General features: G+C 74.2%; 16 protein-coding genes and 2 pseudogenes. 13 read left to right on the top strand and 5 right to left on the bottom strand.

Features of this window, described 5'->3' with window-relative positions:
• Window positions 1-296 (top strand): hypothetical protein (locus KPL57_RS26185; protein WP_226353544.1); only part of this gene is annotated, 296 nt, incomplete at its 5' end.
• 287 nt (window positions 297-583) lie between these two features.
• Window positions 584-796: a hypothetical protein gene (locus KPL57_RS67345; protein ID WP_264198572.1), complete on the top strand. Its 213-nt coding sequence runs from the start codon at window positions 584-586 to the stop codon at window positions 794-796.
• 181 nt (window positions 797-977) lie between these two features.
• Here KPL57_RS67345 and KPL57_RS26175 read toward each other — a convergent pair whose 3' ends face one another.
• On the bottom strand, window positions 978-1664 hold the full coding sequence (locus tag KPL57_RS26175; RefSeq protein WP_226353546.1) for a hypothetical protein: 687 nt from the start codon (window positions 1662-1664) through the stop codon (window positions 978-980).
• Window positions 1665-1857: 193 nt separating this feature from the next.
• Between KPL57_RS26175 and KPL57_RS67340 the strand changes: the two genes are divergently transcribed.
• From KPL57_RS67340 to KPL57_RS26150, 6 genes are all read left to right on the top strand, one after another.
• Window positions 1858-2508, top strand: coding sequence for a hypothetical protein (locus KPL57_RS67340; protein WP_264198571.1), 651 nt, complete (start codon window positions 1858-1860; stop codon window positions 2506-2508).
• On the top strand, window positions 2505-2993 hold the full coding sequence (locus KPL57_RS67335) for an ROK family protein (RefSeq protein ID WP_264198570.1): 489 nt from the start codon (window positions 2505-2507) through the stop codon (window positions 2991-2993). The genes KPL57_RS67340 and KPL57_RS67335 overlap by 4 nt, the downstream gene beginning before the upstream one ends.
• Before the next feature lie 61 nt (window positions 2994-3054).
• Complete coding sequence (locus tag KPL57_RS67330) at window positions 3055-3225, top strand: ROK family protein (protein ID WP_264198569.1); 171 nt, start codon at window positions 3055-3057, stop codon at window positions 3223-3225.
• Between the two features lie 152 nt (window positions 3226-3377).
• Complete coding sequence (locus tag KPL57_RS26160; RefSeq protein ID WP_226353542.1) at window positions 3378-4316, top strand: alkaline phosphatase D family protein; 939 nt, start codon at window positions 3378-3380, stop codon at window positions 4314-4316.
• Between the two features lie 108 nt (window positions 4317-4424).
• Complete coding sequence (locus tag KPL57_RS26155; RefSeq protein ID WP_226353541.1) at window positions 4425-4784, top strand: hypothetical protein; 360 nt, start codon at window positions 4425-4427, stop codon at window positions 4782-4784.
• A 124-nt stretch (window positions 4785-4908) separates the two neighbouring features.
• Window positions 4909-5106 carry a hypothetical protein gene (locus tag KPL57_RS26150; protein ID WP_226353540.1) on the top strand — a complete coding sequence of 66 codons (198 nt, stop codon included), beginning with the start codon at window positions 4909-4911 and terminating at the stop codon, window positions 5104-5106.
• A 60-nt stretch (window positions 5107-5166) separates the two neighbouring features.
• On the opposite strand, the gene KPL57_RS70270 is transcribed toward KPL57_RS26150, so the two are convergent.
• Window positions 5167-5613, bottom strand: coding sequence for a hypothetical protein (locus tag KPL57_RS70270; protein ID WP_308253013.1), 447 nt, complete (start codon window positions 5611-5613; stop codon window positions 5167-5169).
• 4 nt (window positions 5614-5617) lie between these two features.
• Window positions 5618-6040, bottom strand: a pseudogene (locus KPL57_RS72745) (maleylpyruvate isomerase N-terminal domain-containing protein); the annotation flags it as partial.
• Between the two features lie 203 nt (window positions 6041-6243).
• Between KPL57_RS72745 and KPL57_RS26135 the strand changes: the two are divergent.
• Both KPL57_RS26135 and icmF read left to right on the top strand, forming a co-directional pair.
• Window positions 6244-6423: a hypothetical protein gene (locus KPL57_RS26135; RefSeq protein ID WP_226353539.1), complete on the top strand. Its 180-nt coding sequence runs from the start codon at window positions 6244-6246 to the stop codon at window positions 6421-6423.
• Window positions 6424-6549: 126 nt separating this feature from the next.
• Window positions 6550-9816 (top strand): annotated as a pseudogene (gene icmF / locus KPL57_RS26130) (fused isobutyryl-CoA mutase/GTPase IcmF).
• A gap of 72 nt (window positions 9817-9888) precedes the next feature.
• Here icmF and KPL57_RS26125 read toward each other — a convergent pair.
• Both KPL57_RS26125 and KPL57_RS26120 read right to left on the bottom strand, forming a co-directional pair.
• Window positions 9889-11304 (bottom strand): MFS transporter, encoded by a 1416-nt coding sequence (locus KPL57_RS26125; RefSeq protein WP_226353538.1) that lies wholly within the window; start codon window positions 11302-11304, stop codon window positions 9889-9891.
• 463 nt (window positions 11305-11767) lie between these two features.
• Window positions 11768-13015: an MFS transporter gene (locus KPL57_RS26120; RefSeq protein WP_226353537.1), complete on the bottom strand. Its 1248-nt coding sequence runs from the start codon at window positions 13013-13015 to the stop codon at window positions 11768-11770.
• Window positions 13016-13082: 67 nt separating this feature from the next.
• On the opposite strand from KPL57_RS26120, the gene KPL57_RS26115 reads away from it, so the two are divergent.
• From KPL57_RS26115 to KPL57_RS26105, 3 genes are all read left to right on the top strand, one after another.
• Window positions 13083-13982 (top strand): LysR family transcriptional regulator, encoded by a 900-nt coding sequence (locus tag KPL57_RS26115; RefSeq protein WP_226353536.1) that lies wholly within the window; start codon window positions 13083-13085, stop codon window positions 13980-13982.
• A gap of 83 nt (window positions 13983-14065) precedes the next feature.
• Window positions 14066-14848: a helical backbone metal receptor gene (locus KPL57_RS26110; protein ID WP_226353535.1), complete on the top strand. Its 783-nt coding sequence runs from the start codon at window positions 14066-14068 to the stop codon at window positions 14846-14848.
• 29 nt (window positions 14849-14877) lie between these two features.
• The coding region (locus KPL57_RS26105; RefSeq protein WP_308253012.1) for a glycoside hydrolase family 3 N-terminal domain-containing protein at window positions 14878-15433 on the top strand (556 nt) is incomplete at its 3' end.

The following is a 15433-nucleotide window of genomic DNA, read 5'->3' as shown; positions in this document are numbered from 1 at the left end:
CCCTGCTGCTGAGCTGGGCCCCCACCCCGGCCGTCGACGACGACCGCACCTGGGCGACGTTGTCGGCGTCGAGCGAGGCTGGCGCGGAGGCTCGCGCCCGACTCGGGCCGCGGTTCCCGCCGCGGCTCACCTTCCGGCTCGCGCTGCCCGAGGCGTTCGGCGCCGAGCCGCTGCTGCGCCTGGCCGGCGGTGTGAGGGACGACGGCCGGCGGCCCCCGGGTCGTCGGCGCTGGTGCCGGTCGCGCCCACCGCGCCCGGTGACCGGCACGGCGCCGGGCTGGGCCTGCTCACCCTGACCACCGCGGCCGAGATCGCCGCGACCGGTACCCAGACCCGGGTACTCGACGAGCTGACCGCCGCGGTCGACCAGCTGGCGCCGGTCGTGCGTGATGCGGCTGGACTCGCGGCTCGCGGGCGCGGCCGAGGAGTCGCTGCGCGAGCGCCCAGACCGAGCTGCTCGAGCGCGGCTCGCTCGTCGTCGACGGCGCCGGGACCCGACAGCGGCTCCCCGTCGCGCGGGCTCGAGACGCGCGGTCGCGAACCTGTCGGTGCTGCGCCACCAGACCGCACGCCTGATCGCGGGATGGAGGGGGGCGGGAGGGGGGCCGTCGCGGGGGCGGACCCGTCGGCCACGCCCGGCCTGGCGCTGCGCGACGCGCTCGGCGAGGTCGGCAAGCTCGGCTGGACCGGGTTCCCGGCCGCGGTGCACGGCGCCTACCAGGCGCTCGTCCTGGCGCCCGGCGCATCCTGCTCACCGCGGCGGACCACCTGCTGCGTGCCCCGAACCGGCCGCTGACCGCGCTGCGCCCCCTGGTCGAGAGCGACCTCGCGGGCCGGGCCGCGGACGTCGCGCGGCTGCACCGGCTGCTGACCACCGCTGTCGACGCTGCCGCAGACCGTGCGCAAGCGCTCCGGCGGGATGATGCCGAACCTGATCGCCGACCAGGCGGCGGCCAATGCCCGCAGCCAGGCGCTGTTCACGCGGATGGCGAACGCACTGCGCTCCCCGGTTGTGGGACGACCGCGTCGTCGTGTGCGAGGTGCGGTCGCTCGACTCGGGCCAGCTGCAGGTGCTGCGCCCGATCTGACCCGGGACACGCCACGGCACCTCGTCCGGCGCGGTGCCGGTCGGAGGGCCGTGGACGGGTGTCGCGGGTGGTCAGCGGGCGACGGCCTTGGCGCGCTTGCGCGCGTCCTTCGCCGACGCCTTGGCCTGCTTGGCGGCCTCGGCACGGCGCCGCCGACGCGCGGTCGGCCAGGTCCGAGCCGAGCTTCGCGGCCTGGGACTGGCCTGGGGTGACCAGGGTGGAGAAGCGGTCGACGTACTCGGGGGCACGCTTCTCCGCGCGGGCGGCGGCCTTGCGGGCCTGCTTCTCCCAGCGGGCGCGGCGCTTCTCGGCCTCGCGCACCCACTTGCCACCGGTGCGCCCGGCAGCCTTGCGGTACTGGGCACCCTTCTTGTCCACGAGCTTCTCGAGCTGGGCGCCCCGCTTCTCGGCTGCCTTCGCCAGCTTGGCGCCACGCTTCTCGGCGACCTTCGCCTTCTTCTGGGCGCCTTGGAGGTGCGCTCGGCGGCGGCCGAGAGCTGCTCGGACCAGGTGGAGGCCTTGTCCGAGGCGACCTCGGACAGGTGCGCGGCCTTCTCGGAGGCCTTGCCGCCCCACTCGGTGGCGCGCTCGCGCACGACCGGGCCGTACTCCTCGACGGCCCCGGCCAGCTTCTCCCGGCTGCCCGCGGCGGCCGCGGCGATCGAGGTGCCCGCACCGGCCAGTCCGCGGCGAGCTGGGCACCGGTGTCCGAGCCGGAGCCGGAGAGCCGGGCCTGGGCCCGCTCGGCGGCCTTGCGCGTCCGGTAGGCGTGCGACGGCTTGCCGTGCGTGTCGGCGGCCGCGATGAGCAGCCCGCCGAGGAGGCCGACGTTCTTCAGGAAGTGGATCTGCTCGTTGGCACGCTTCTGCTGGTCGGTCTCCTCCCAGAAGCGGTGCCCGGCCAGCGTGGTCGGGACGAGCGAGGCGGCCAGCGCGGTGGCCGACAGGCGGGGGAACTTGCCCAGGGCGAGCAGGGAGCCCGCCACGATCTTCACACCGGCGTCGACCTTGACCAGGGGTTCTCGTTCCGGGCGCCGCTCCAGCGGGGCGTTCTCCACGACCTTGTCGATGGCCGGGGCGGCCTGGTCGAGGACGGGCTTGACGGCGGACGACAACGCGTCGGCATTCCGCAGCTCGTTGATTCCGCCGAAGATGAACACGGCGGCGAGGGCGGGTCGGGCTACACGTCGCAAGACTGGCATGGGGCACCTTTCCCCGGCCCGCCCGTCCGCAAACCCGGGGTGGGTGTGGCGTCACCGCCACGGGGTGGCAATCATGCCCGGGTGACGAACGGACGGCGGGCCATCGGGCTCGACATCGGAGGAACGAAGGTCGCCGGAGCGATCGTGGGCGAGGATGGCACGGTCCACGCCGAGCTGCGGCGCAAACACCCCGGACACGTCCGATGCGGGACACGATGACCACCCTCTTGCGGGAGATGGTCGAGGAGCTGCGCGGCGGCACCGAGGGCGCGGACGTCTGCGCGATCGGCGTCGGTGCCGCGGGGACCGTGGAGTGGCCTGTCGGCCGGATCCGCTGGGCACCCAACAACAACTACGAGAACTGGGACGTGCGCGGCCTGCTGGAGGCCTCGTGCGGGCTGCCGGTGGTCGTCGACAACGACGGCAACGTCGCCGGGCTGGCCGAGGCCCGGCTCGGCGGGACCCGCAACGACGACATGGTGCTGCTGACCGTCGGCACCGGCATCGGCGCGGGGATCGTGCTCGACGGGAAGATCTACCGCGGCCCGCACGGGCTCGGCGCCGAGGTCGGGCACATGAACGTCAACCCGGACGGCCCGAAGTGCGGCTGCGGCAACCACGGCTGCCTGGAGGCCGTCGCGTCCGGGACCGCGTTGACCCGGATGGGGCCGCAGCGCCGCCCCTGCACGACCCGCGGGGCATGATCGCGACCCTGGCCGAGGAGGCGGCGGCGAGGTCACCGGCCAGCACGTGACCATGGCCGCGATGGCGGGCGACAGCACGGCGGCGTCGCTGTTCCAGCGGCTCGGACGGTCGCTGGGGATCGGCATCGCCAGCATCAACGCGATCTTCGAGTTCGAGGTCGTGCTGATCGGCGGCGGACTCGTCGACGCGGGCGAGCTCCTGCTCGAACGCGCCCGCGGGCGGCCCGCGTAGTTCCACTACGGACCGCCCGAGGCCGCCCGATCCCGCCGGTGCTGCCCGCCACCTACAAGGGTGACGCCGGGAAGATCGGTGCGGGACTGCTGGCACTCGAGGAGACCTGATCTCGCTCCGCGACCGGACCGGGCGCGACTACCCTCGGACGGGTGACACTCCTGCTCGGACCGGTGCTGCGGCACGTCGACGAGACCAGCGCCCTGGTCTGGGTGCAGACCTCCGGCCCGTGCCGCGTCTCGGTGCTCGGCTGCGACGCCGAGACCTTCGAGGTGGCGGGCCACCACTTCGCCCTGGTGCAGGTGACCGGGCTGACGCCGGACACCCGCACCGCCTACGAGGTCCACCTCGACGGCGAGCGGGTCTGGCCGCTGCCGCACTCGCCGTTCCCGCCGAGCCTGATCACGACGCGCGGCGCGGATTCCGAGGCCCACCAGCGGATCGTGTTCGGCTCCTGCCGCTACGTGAAGCTCGCCGACCCGAAGCAGGCCCGCCGGTACGGCCTCGACGCACTCGACGTCTACGCCGGCCGGATGGCCGGGCTGCCCCCGGAGACCTGGCCGACCACGCTGTGCTGCTGCTCGGCGACCAGGTCTACGCCGACGAGCTCACCCCGCAGACCCGGCGGCGGGATCGCCGGGCGCCGGGAGCAGCACCCGGACTGGCCCGACGACGAGATCGTCGGCTTCGACGAGTACTCGGGCCTCTACCGCGACACCTGGTCGGACCCCGAGGTGCGGTGGATGCTGTCGACCGTCCCCACCGCGATGATCTTCGACGACCACGACGTCCGCGACGATTGGAACACCTCCGGCGCGTGGCGCGAGCAGATCGCCCGCAAGCCCTGGTGGTCCGAGCGCATCCGCTCCGGCCTGGCCTCGTACTGGGTCCACCAGCACCTGGGCAACCTCTCCCCCGCCGAGCTGGCCGCCGACCGGACCTGGCAGGAGGTGCAGGCCGCCGACGGCGACGTCTGGCCGCTGCTGTCGCAGCGGGCCGCCCGCTGGGGACGTCGAGACCGGCACCGGCGACGCCCGCGGCAAAGGACGAACGCTTCTCCTTCTGCTGGGAGCTGGGCCGTACCCGGCTGATCGTCCTGGACTCCCGCAACGGGCGGATCGTCGAGTCCACGCCGCGACGGATGGTCTCCGACGCCGAGTTCGAGTGGATCCGGGCGAAGGCGCTCGCGCCCCGGCGACGTGGACCACCTCGTGCTGGGCACCTCGGTGCCCTGGCTGATGCCGCAGGTCATCTCCGATCTGGAGGCCGCGACCGAGAAGGGCGCGGACGGCTCCGGCCGGGTCGCGGCGGTCGCCGAGTGGGCCCGCCAGGAGGCCGACCTGGAGCACTGGCCCGCCTTCGGGCACTCCTTCGCCCGGCTCGCCGAGCTGATCCGCGAGGCGTGCCGCCCGCGTGGCGGGGACGCACCGCCCGCCACCGGTGTTCGGTGCTGTCGGGCGACGTCCACCACTCCTACGCCGCCGTCGCCGACGTGCACACCCACTCACCCGGAGACCGGCCGGGCCGCGGCCCGGAGGGCACCCGGGTCCATCAGCTGACCTGCTCCCCGGTGCACAACGTGGTCCCCGCGGTGATGCGGGTGAGTTCCGGATCACCTGGTCGCGGCTGCTGGGCAGGCTGACGACCCGCTGGACCCGCCGCACCGGGGCCGGCAGCGCGGGTGTGGGCCTGGGAGCGGACGGCGGGCCCGCTGTTCGGCAACTCGTCGCGACCCTGGAGACCGACGGGCGACGGGCGTCGTGCCGGTTCGAGCGGCCCCGCTCGGCCGCGGTGCTCGACACCGCGGCCGAGGTCGTGCTGACCCCGCAGTCGCCGCCCGCCGCGGCGCAGCAGCGCGCGGGGACGGTCCCGGCGGGCTGAGCGCGGCGCCGGCACCGCTGTCCCCCCGCCCCGCCCGCGCAGGCGCGTGACCGGTCCCGCTCAGAATCCGGTGCGGGCCAGCCACCCCGTCCAGACGCCGGCGTCGCCGAGGACCTGGAGGCGGTCGTCGTCGGCGGGGATCCGGCGGGTGACGCCCTGGAGCAGGTCGGCGGCGGTGCCGCGGACGGCGGCGTCGCCCTTGCCGTGCCCGTGCTCCCAGACGACCCGTCCGACCGCGCCGCGGACCATCCACTCCCCCGCCCCGTCCGGGACGTCGTCGGTGGCGTGCAGGTGCAGCGTGGCGCCGTCGGCCAGCGGCGGCTCGTCGGCGGCGGGGCGGGCCGCGAGCAGACCCAGCCACTCCGAGACCCCGTCGGCGGCCCACTGCGGGTCGATCGGGAAACGGCGCCCCGAGCGCGACACGGCGGCGGCGGCGCGGTGCACCGTCGCCTCGTGCAGCCGCCGCCGCACCCACCACGCCGGGGCCGCGGCCCGGTGAAGGTCCACACCGGCGCGGTCGGTCCCCGCCGCGACGACGGCGTCGAGCAGCTCGGTCGCGCCCGTCGCGCAGCCACTGCGCCGCCACCTCCGGGCCGCCCTCGGGCGGCTTGCCCACGGGCACCTCGCGCGGGTCGAGGGCCTCGGTCGCACCGGTGGCGACCATCCGGGCCGCCACCGGGTGCCCGCGCCCGACGTGGCGGAGCAGCTGCAGCAGCGACCAGCCGGGGCAGGTCGGGACGGGGGTGGCCGGGTCGGCCGTCGCCAGCAGCGCGGCGAGCCGGTCGTTCTCGGCGAGCAGGACGGCGCATACGGGTCGACGGCGGTGCGCTCCGGTGTCGTGGTCATGAATTCGTACCCCCGGTCGCGGAACATGTGGGTGGGTTGCGGCGAGTCGTGCATGACGGTCGCCCGATTCGGGTAGGCATGGGATCATGCCGCCTCATCGCGACTGGACGCGACGGGGCGCGGGGCGGGCGCTGCTGTACTGGCCGTTGACGGCATTCCTGTTGGTGGCCGCGTTCCCCGCGTACTCCGTGGTGCTGGTCATCGCCTCCGGGATCCTGCTGCCCACCCTCGGCCTCGTCGCGGGCCTGGCCGGGAAGCGCTGGCGGGCGCGCAAGCTCGCCCGGGCGCGTCGTGCGCTGTCCGACGTCGTGGGACACCACCCCGAGCGCCGAGGACGGCTCCGTCCCCCACGAGGACGGGTCCGACGCGACCGGTCCGGGGGCCGCCTGGCCGACCGGCCGGCACGCACGGCGGACCCGCGAGCAGGCAGCTCCGGCCGCCGAGGAGCCCGCGGCACGCGACGCGGCCTGACCCGCACCGCACGACCCGCTGTGACGCTCGCCGACTTCCTTGTACGTCCAATACTAGGATGTCAAACTAAACCGGCCGGGACACCGCCGTCCGCCGGCGGGAGGAACGTCGCCGATGAGCACGGAGATGAGCACGGGCACGAACGCCCAGGCCGAGCTGCACGTCCCCACGCATCCGGTCCGTTTCGTGACCGCGGCCAGCCTGTTCGACGGGCACGACGCCGCCATCAACATCATGCGCCGGATCCTGCAGCGCCAGGGAGCCGAGGTGATCCACCTCGGCCACAACCGCTCGGTCGACGAGGTCGTGACTGCCGCGATCCAGGAGGACGTGCAGGGCGTCGCGATCTCGTCCTACCAGGGCGGGCACGTCGAGTACTTCTCCTACCTGGTCGAGCTGCTGCGCGAGCGCGGCGCCGGCCACATCAGGGTCTACGGCGGGGGCGGCGGCGTGATCGTCCCGAGGAGATCGAGCTGCTGCACTCCGCGGCGTCTCCCGGATCTTCTCCCCGAGGACGGCCAGCACCTGGGCCTCCCCGGGATGATCAACATCATGATCCGCGAGTGCGACACCGACCTCGCGGCCCAGCCGCCGTCGTCGTTCGACGGGCTGTTCTCCGGGGAGACCGCCACGCTGGGCGCGGGCGCTGACCCTCGCCGAGTGCGGAACGCTGCCCGCGGAGGTCCGCGAGCGCGTCGCCGCGTCCGAGCGGCCCGTCCCGGTCCTCGGCATCACCGGCACCGGTGGTTCCGGCAAGTCCTCGTTGACCGACGAGCTGGTGCGCCGCTTCCGGCTCGACCAGGAGGACAAGCTCCGCATCGCGGTGCTCGCCGTCGACCCGACCCGGCGCAAGGGCGGCGGTGCGCTGCTCGGCGACCGCATCCGGATGAACGCGCGCTGTCGTCCGGGTCCGCCGGCGCCGGAGGCGGTCACAGCCCGGTGTTCTTCCGCAGCCTCGCCACCCGCGGCGGCGACGGCGGCTCGCTGCCCGAGCGCCTCGGCGACACCATCGCGGTGCTGCGCGCGGCCGGGTTCGACCTGGTCGTCGTCGAGACCCCGGGCATCGGCCAGGGCGACGCGGGGATCGTCCCGTTCGTCGACCACTCGCTGTACGTGATGACGCCGGAGTTCGGCGCCGCATCGCAGCTCGAGAAGATCGACATGCTGGACTTCGCCGACGTCGTCGCGATCAACAAGTTCGAGCGCCGCGGCGCCGAGGACGCCCGGCGCGACGTCGGCCGCCAGCTGGTGCGCAACCGCGAGGAGTTCGGCGCGACCTGGGAGGACATGCCGGTCTTCGGCACCTCGGCCGCCACCTTCAACGACGACGGCGTCACCGCGCTCTACCAGCACCTGCTGGGCCTGCTGGCCGAGGACGGGCTGGCCGTCGGCGAGGGCAGGCTCCCCCGCGTCACGACCAAGACATCCAGCCACCACGCCGCGGTCATCCCGCCGGACCGGGTCCGCTACCTCGCCGAGATCTCCCAGGCCGTGCGCGGCTACCACGCCGACACCGAGTCCCACGCGCAGGCGGCCCGCACCGCCCAGCACCTGCGCACCGCCGCCGAGCTGGTCGGCGGTGACGACCTGGCGCAGGCGCTCCGCACCGCCGAGAAGAAGGTCCCGGCCGAGTCCGCCGAGCTGCTGGCGGCCTGGCCGTCGCGGGTCGCGGACTACTCCGGCGACGAGTACGTCTACACCGTGCGCGACAAGGAGTTCCGCACGAAGCTGACCAAGGAGACGCTGTCCGGCAGCAAGGTCCGCCGGGTCGCGCTGCCCCGCTTCGACGACGACGCGGCGCTCCTGCGCTTCCTGCGCAAGGAGAACCTGCCGGGCTTCTACCCGTTCACCGCCGGGGTCTTCCCGTTCAAGCGCGAGGGCGAGGACCCGGCGCGCATGTTCGCCGGCGAGGGCGACCCGTTCCGCACCAACCGACGGTTCAAGTACCTCTCCCAGGACTCCGACGCCAAGCGCCTGTCGACGGCCTTCGACTCGGTCACCCTCTACGGCCACGACCCCGACACCCGCCCCGACATCTACGGCAAGGTCGGCACCTCGGGCGTCTCGATCGCGACGCTGGACGACCTCAAGGCCCTCTACGACGGCTTCGACCTCTGCTCACCGACCACCTCGGTGTCGATGACGATCAACGGCCCGGCGCCGACGATCCTCGCCTACTTCCTCAACACCGCGATCGACCAGCAGGTCGAGCGGTTCCGCGACGAGCAGGGCCGCGAGCCCGACGCGGGGGAACGCGAGGAGCTCGTCGCCTACGCGCTGGCGAACGTCCGCGGCACGGTGCAGGCCGACATCCTCAAGGAGGACCAGGGCCAGAACACCTGCATCTTCTCCACCGAGTTCTCGCTGCGGATGATGGCCGACATCCAGGAGTGGTTCATCGCGCACAAGGTGCGCAACTTCTACTCCGTCTCGATCTCCGGCTACCACATCGCCGAGGCCGGGGCGAACCCCATCAGCCAGCTCGCCTTCACCCTCGCGAACGGGTTCACCTTCGTCGAGAGCTACCTGGCGCGCGGCATGGACGTCGACGACTTCGCACCGAACCTGTCGTTCTTCTTCTCCAACGGGATGGACGCCGAGTACACGGTGATCGGCCGGGTCGCCCGCCGCATCTGGGCGATCGCGATGAAGGAGCGCTACGGGGCGAACGAGCGCTCGCAGAAGCTGAAGTACCACGTCCAGACCTCCGGGCGGTCCCTGCACGCGCAGGAGATGAACTTCAACGACATCCGCACCACGCTCCAGGCGCTCTGCGCGCTCTACGACAACGCGAACTCCCTGCACACCAACGCCTACGACGAGGCGGTCACCACGCCGTCGCAGGAGTCGGTGCGCCGCGCGATGGCCATCCAGATGATCATCAACAAGGAGTGGGGCCTGTCGCTGAACGAGAACCCGCTGCAGGGCTCGTTCGTCGTCGACGAGCTCACCGATCTCGTGGAGGAGGCGGTGCTGCGCGAGTTCGAGTCGATCGCCGAGCGCGGCGGTGTGCTGGGCGCGATGGAGACCGGCTACCAGCGTGGCCGGATCCAGGACGAGTCGATGCTCTACGAGCACCGCAAGCACACCGGTGAGCTGCCGATCGTCGGCGTCAACACCTTCCTGAAGCCGGCCGACCCGGACGAGCAGCCCCAGGAGATCGAGCTGGCCCGTGCCACCGAGGCCGAGAAGCAGTCCCAGCTCGACCGGCTCGCGGACTTCCAGTCCCGGCACCGCACGGAGGCCGAGCAGGCGCTGCGGCGGCTCCAGGACGTCGCGACCGGCGACGGCAACGTGTTCGACGAGCTGATGAAGGCCGCACGGGTGTGCTCGCTGGGTCAGCTGACGACGGCGTTCTTCGAGGTCGGCGGGCAGTACCGGCGGAACATGTGAGGTCGGGGCGGGCCGGGTGAGCCCGGCCCGCCCCACCGGGGTCGCGCCCCCGCTGCCGCGGGGGCGTGCCTCTCACCAGCGGCCGCGCCGGTTCGGGATCCGCGCGGCGGCCAGGCCGACGGCGGCGAGCGCCACCGCCAGCACCCCGTAGGCGATCCCCGCGGCGAGTCCCGGGTCGTCGGCGGCGGTGACGGCGGCGGTCAGCACCGACACCGCCGCGATCCCGCCCATCTGCCGGAACATGATGCGCAGCCCGGACACCGCGGCCACCTCGTCGGGCACCAGGTGCATGCCGGCGTTGTTGGCGGCCGGGCCGGACAGGCCCGTGCCCAGCCCGAGCAGGGTGGACCCGGCCAGCAGCCACACCGTGGGCCCACCGAACAGGGGCGTCACCGCGGTGACCACCAGCCCGGCGACGACGGCGACCAGCCCGCCGAGCAGCAGCGGCCGGAACCCGAGCCGGCGCAGCAGCGCCACCGCGACCGCCGAGGTGACGATGGTGCCGATCGCGCGGCCGGTGAGCAGCGCCCCGGCGACGAACGCGGGCAGGTCGTAGCGGACCTGGGCGTAGAGCGGCAGGGTCGCCGAGAACCCGATCACCACGGCGCCGAAGACGACGTTGGTGACGTTCATGATCCCCAGACCGCGTCCGGCGAGCAGGTGCACGGGGACGACCGCGTCGGGCCGCCGCCGGGCGTGCCGGACGAACACCGCACCCGCCACCAGTGCGACCACGCCGGCCAGGACGGTCCAGCCCGGCCCGGACGCGGGCGAGCCGAGCCGGGTGATGGTCAGCATCGTGGCGAGCAGGGTCAGGACGAGCAGTGCGATGCCGGCGGCGTCGATCCGGGCGGTGCGCCGGTGCGGCGGGTCGTCGACCAGCGCCAGCCCGACCGCGACGAGCAGGATCCCGATCGGCACGTTCACCAGGAAGATGCCGTGCCAGGTCCAGGTGGTGAGCACCAGCCCGCCGACCAGTGGTCCGAGGATCGCGCCGATCGGGAAGACGCTGGTGAACAGGGCGAGCGCCCGGTCCCGGTCACGGCCGAACTGGTGGGCGACGATCCCGTTGGCGGCCGGCAGCATCACGCCGCCCGCGAGGCCCTGCACCAGCCGGCAGGCGATGAGCACGCCGATCGAGGGGCTGAGCGCGCTCAGCGCGGACATCACCGTGAACGCGGTGACCCCGGCCAGGAACATCCGGCGGCCGCCGAAGCGGTCGGAGAGCCACCCGCCCAGCGGCAGCGCGAGGATCTGTCCGACGGCGGCGACGGTCACCACCCAGCCGGTCCAGGCCAGGTCGGCGCCGAGGTCGCCGCTGATCGTGGTCAGCGCGGTGGCGACCGACGTGCCGTCGAGGGAGAACATCAGCAGCGCCAGGCCGACGACGGCGAACACCGGCACCCGGCGGGGCAGCGGGTCGTCGCCGGGCAGGCCGGCGGAGCCGTCCCCGGGCGGGCGGTGGGTGTCGTGGGCGGCGTCGGTCACGTGGTGGGCACACCTGTCTTCCCGGAGGAAACGGACATGATGTGCTTACCACAAGCTAATCACCTCGGGCGGGGCGGCCAGCTCGCGATCACCCTGGCCTGCCCGGCGTCAGCGGCGGGAGCGGTTGCGGCGACGGCCGCGGTTCCAGCCGCCGAGGATGCCGATCGCCTCGACGAACGACTCGGCGGCCTTGGAGAGCTTGCGTCCGGCCTTCCGCATCGGGTTCCTCCGAAAGTTCCGTGGTGCTGGGGGCGAGACCCCACCGTGACAGACCGCGACGGGCCGCGAACACGGGGGCGCTGCTCCGCAGGGGTGGCGGACCGGGCGGCACCACTCCCCCGCTGCGGGTGTCCACCACCCGCTCGGACGACCACGACTCGGCGTGTCGGGTGGCGACGGCACGGACGGAGCAGCGCCGCGGCCGCTGCGACGCCTCACTGGTCCAGGTGGGCAGAAGCGCGTGTCACACCGCGGGCGCCGGGGTCCGGCGCAGCACGAGCGCCAGCGCCAGCGCGCCCAGCAGCAGCACGCTGACGTAGCCGGTCACCCCGGCCCAGCCTGCGTGGTCGTAGGCGACCCCACCGAGGGCGCCGCCGATGCTGGACCCGGCGTAGTAGCCGACCAGGTACAGCGACGAGGCCTGGGCCGGCACCGCCCCCGGCAGCATCGCCGAGCGGCGCCCCACCCAGGAGCTGGCGACCGAGTGCGCCCCGAAGAAGCCGACGGTGACCATCAGCAGCCCCGCGAGGGTGGTGGGCAGCAGATCGGGCAGGGTCACCCAGATCCCGGCGAGGGCGAGCAGCGTCGCCACCCACAGCACGGGGCGGCGCCCGAACCGGTCCCCCAGGCGTCCGGCAGCGGTGGAGGCCCAGCTGCCGGCGAGGTAGCCGAGGAACACCAGCCCGACGAGGGTGCCGGGCAGCGAGAACGGCGGGGCCAGCAGCCGGAAGCCGAGATAGTTGTAGACGGTCACGAACGCGCCCATCAGCAGGAACGCCATCCCGAACAGGCACAGCAGACCCCGGTCGGTGAGGTGGCGACGCAGCGGCCCGCCGAGGTCGCGCAGCCGGGTGCGGGCCGGGGCGGGCGCCGTCGCGGGCGGCAGGAGCAGCCGGAAGGCGACGGTCGCGAGCACCGAGACCACACCGACCGCGGCGAGGCCCGCCCGCCAGCCGCCGAGCTCGGCGACCCACGACGCGACGAGCCGCCCGGACAGCCCGCCGAGGGTGTTGCCGGCGATGAGCAGCCCGACCGCACCGCCGAGGTGCCGCGGGGCCACCTCGTGGGTGACGTGGGCCATCGACAGCGCGGGCAGTGCCGCGAGGGCGATCCCCTGCAGCCCGCGCACCACGACGAGGGTCTCGAACGTGGGCGCCAGCGGGGCGAGCAGCGCGAGCACCGCCGACGCCGCGAGTGCCCAGGTCATGACCCGCGCCCGCCCCCAGGACTCGGTGAGCGCGGACAGCGGCAGCACGGCCAGGGCGAGCGTGCCGGTGGTCGCCGACAGCACGAAGCTGGCCGTGGACGAGGAGACGCCGAACTCCGCCGAGAGCGTCGGCAGCAGCCCCTGCACGCTGTAGACCAGCACGAACGTCGCCAGACCGGACAGCCACAGGGCGATGCCGAGCCGCCGGTAGCCGGGCGTGCCGCGCTCGTGCGGCGGGGCGGTCCGGGTGGCGGTCGGGGCTGGCAGGTGCGCGGTCGTTGTCATCGCATACGACCGTAGGCACTGTCGATGCATGCGTCCAATGCATGCATCGACGCCGTATCATTCACTCATGCATGAGTCGTTGGCGCCGGCGCTGCACCGGTTCGTCGCGGTCGCGCGCGACGGTCACCTCACCCGCGCCGCGGAGCGGATCGGGGTCCCGCAGCCCACGCTGTCCCGGGCGATCGCCCGGCTGGAGGACGAGCTGGGCGTCGCGCTGTTCCGGCGGGCCGGGCGCGGGCTGGCCCTGACCGTGGCCGGGCGCACGCTGCTGCCGCGGGCCGAGGCCGCGCTGGCCGAGCTCGCCGCGGGCGTGGCCGAGGTCGCGGGCGACGCCGACCCGGTGACCGGCCGGGTCGCACTCGGCTTCCTCGGGACGATGGGCACCACCGCCGTGCCGGGCATCCTGCGGGAGTTCCGGGAGCACCACCCGCGGGTGCGGATCGAGCTGGTGCAGGTGCCGCACGCCGCGCTGCTGGAACGGGTCCGCGACGGCCGGGTCGACCTGGCGCTGACCTCCCCGATGCCCGACGAGCCGGGGCTCGTCGCGACCCCGCTGGCCGAGGAGGAACTGCTGCTGGCGGTGCCGTCCGGGCATCGGCTGGCGGGCGCGGACTCCGCGGATCTCACCGAGGTCGCCGACGACCCGTTCCTGCTGTTCGCCCGCGGCTACGGGCTCCAGGGCGTGGTGGAGTCGTGGTGCGCGCAGGCCGGGTTCCGCCCGCGGCGGGCGTTCGAGGGTGGGGAGACGGCGACACTACGCGGCCTGGTCGGGGCCGGGCTGGGCGTCGCGCTGCTCCCGGCCGGGCCGGATGTGCCGGGCGTGGTGCAGGTGCCGGTGCGCAGCCCGCACACGGTCCGGACGCTGGGGATGGTGCACGCGGCCGACCAGCGGCCGACCGCACCGGTGCGGGACCTGCGGGCCTTCGTCGTCCGGTACGGGCCGCGCTGGCTGGTGCCGACCGGCTGAGCCGGCGCCGCGGGCCCGACCGGAACGCCCGGGCCGACCGCCGTCCCCGGCCGGTCGACGCCCGCCGGGTTACGGTCGGCACCATGACTGCGGGAGTGGGGGCACCGGTCGACGACGAGGGCCGCGAGGTCGGTGTCCCGGGCACCGTGCGGCGGGTCGTGTCGATCGTGCCGTCGCTGACCGAGGCGCTGGAGGCGACCGCGCCCGGCATCGTGGTCGGCGCGACGGACTGGTGCACCCACCCCGCCGACCTCCGTGCGGAACGGGTCCGCGGGACGAAGAACCCCGACATCGAGCGGATCGTCGCGCTGGCGCCGGACCTCGTCGTCGCCAACCAGGAGGAGAACCGGCTCCCCGATCTGGACGCGCTGCGCGCCGCGGGGCTCCCGGTGTACGTGACCGACATCCGCGACGTCGACGGCGGGCTCGACTCGCTGGGGCGGATGCTGGCCGCGTGCGGGCTGGACGAGCCGGGCTGGCTGCGCGAGGCCCGTGCGCTGTGGGCGGCGGTCGAACCCGCCCGCGACCGTCGCCGGGCCGTGGTCCCGATCTGGCGCAGGCCCTGGATGGCGGTCGGCTCGGACACCTTCACCGGTGCCGTGCTGGACCGGCTCGGCGTCGACAACGTCCTGGCCGACTCCCCGGAGCGCTATCCCCGCTTCGACCCCGCCGACCTGCCCGACCACGATCTCGTCGTGCTGCCCGACGAGCCGTACCTGTTCACCGCCGAGGACGGCCCCGAGGCGTTCGACGCGCCGTCGGTGCTGGTCAGCGGGCGGCTGCTGACCTGGTACGGCCCGAGTCTGCTGGAGGCGGCGCGGGAGCTGCCCGGCGCGCTGGCGGGCGCGGGCCGACCGGCCCGCTGACCCGGCCCGGCGTCGGTACGGTCGAGCCCATGGCGACCGTCGACGAGGATCTGCTGACCACGCTCATCGCGCGACTCGACCTGGACGCGAAGGTCCGGCTGCTGACCGGGGCCGACTTCTGGTCCACCCCGGCGGAGCCCGCGATCGGGCTGCGCCGGATGGTGCTGTCCGACGGTCCGTCGGGCGTGCGCGGGGAGAGTTTCGACGAGCGGTCCCCGTCGCTGTCGCTGCCGTCGTCGACGGCCCTGGGGGCGACCTGGGACCCGGAGCTCGCCCGCCGCTACGGCTCGACCCTGGGCGCCGAGGCCCGCCGGCAGCACGCCGACGTCGTCCTCGGGCCGACGATCAACCTGCACCGCACCCCGTTCGGCGGCCGCCACTTCGAGGCGCTGTCGGAGGACCCGCTGCTGACCGGGGAGCTCGCCGCCGCGTACGTGGAGGGGCTGCAGGCGCACGGGGTCGCCGCGACACCGAAGCACTACGTCGCCAACGACGCCGAGTCCGAGCGCTTCACCGTGGACAACGCCGTCGGCGAGCGGGCGCTGCACGAGCTGTACCTGGCCGCGTTCGAACCGGCCGTCACCC

This window comes from Pseudonocardia sp. ICBG601, assembly GCF_020496245.1.
This window is presented reverse-complemented; position numbering and strand designations above follow the sequence as displayed.

Excerpts from the sequence above, each read along its gene's own strand:
- KPL57_RS67345 (WP_264198572.1), top strand. The coding sequence starts at position 584 with ATGGAGGGGGGCGGGAGGGGGGCCGTCGCGGGGGCGGACCCGTCGGCC.
- KPL57_RS67335 (WP_264198570.1), top strand. The coding sequence starts at position 2,505 with ATGACCACCCTCTTGCGGGAGATGGTCGAGGAGCTGCGCGGCGGCACC.
- KPL57_RS67330 (WP_264198569.1), top strand. The coding sequence starts at position 3,055 with ATGGCGGGCGACAGCACGGCGGCGTCGCTGTTCCAGCGGCTCGGACGG.
- KPL57_RS26120 (WP_226353537.1), bottom strand. The coding sequence starts at position 13,015 with ATGACAACGACCGCGCACCTGCCAGCCCCGACCGCCACCCGGACCGCC.
- KPL57_RS26115 (WP_226353536.1), top strand. The coding sequence starts at position 13,083 with ATGCATGAGTCGTTGGCGCCGGCGCTGCACCGGTTCGTCGCGGTCGCG.
- KPL57_RS26110 (WP_226353535.1), top strand. The coding sequence starts at position 14,066 with ATGACTGCGGGAGTGGGGGCACCGGTCGACGACGAGGGCCGCGAGGTC.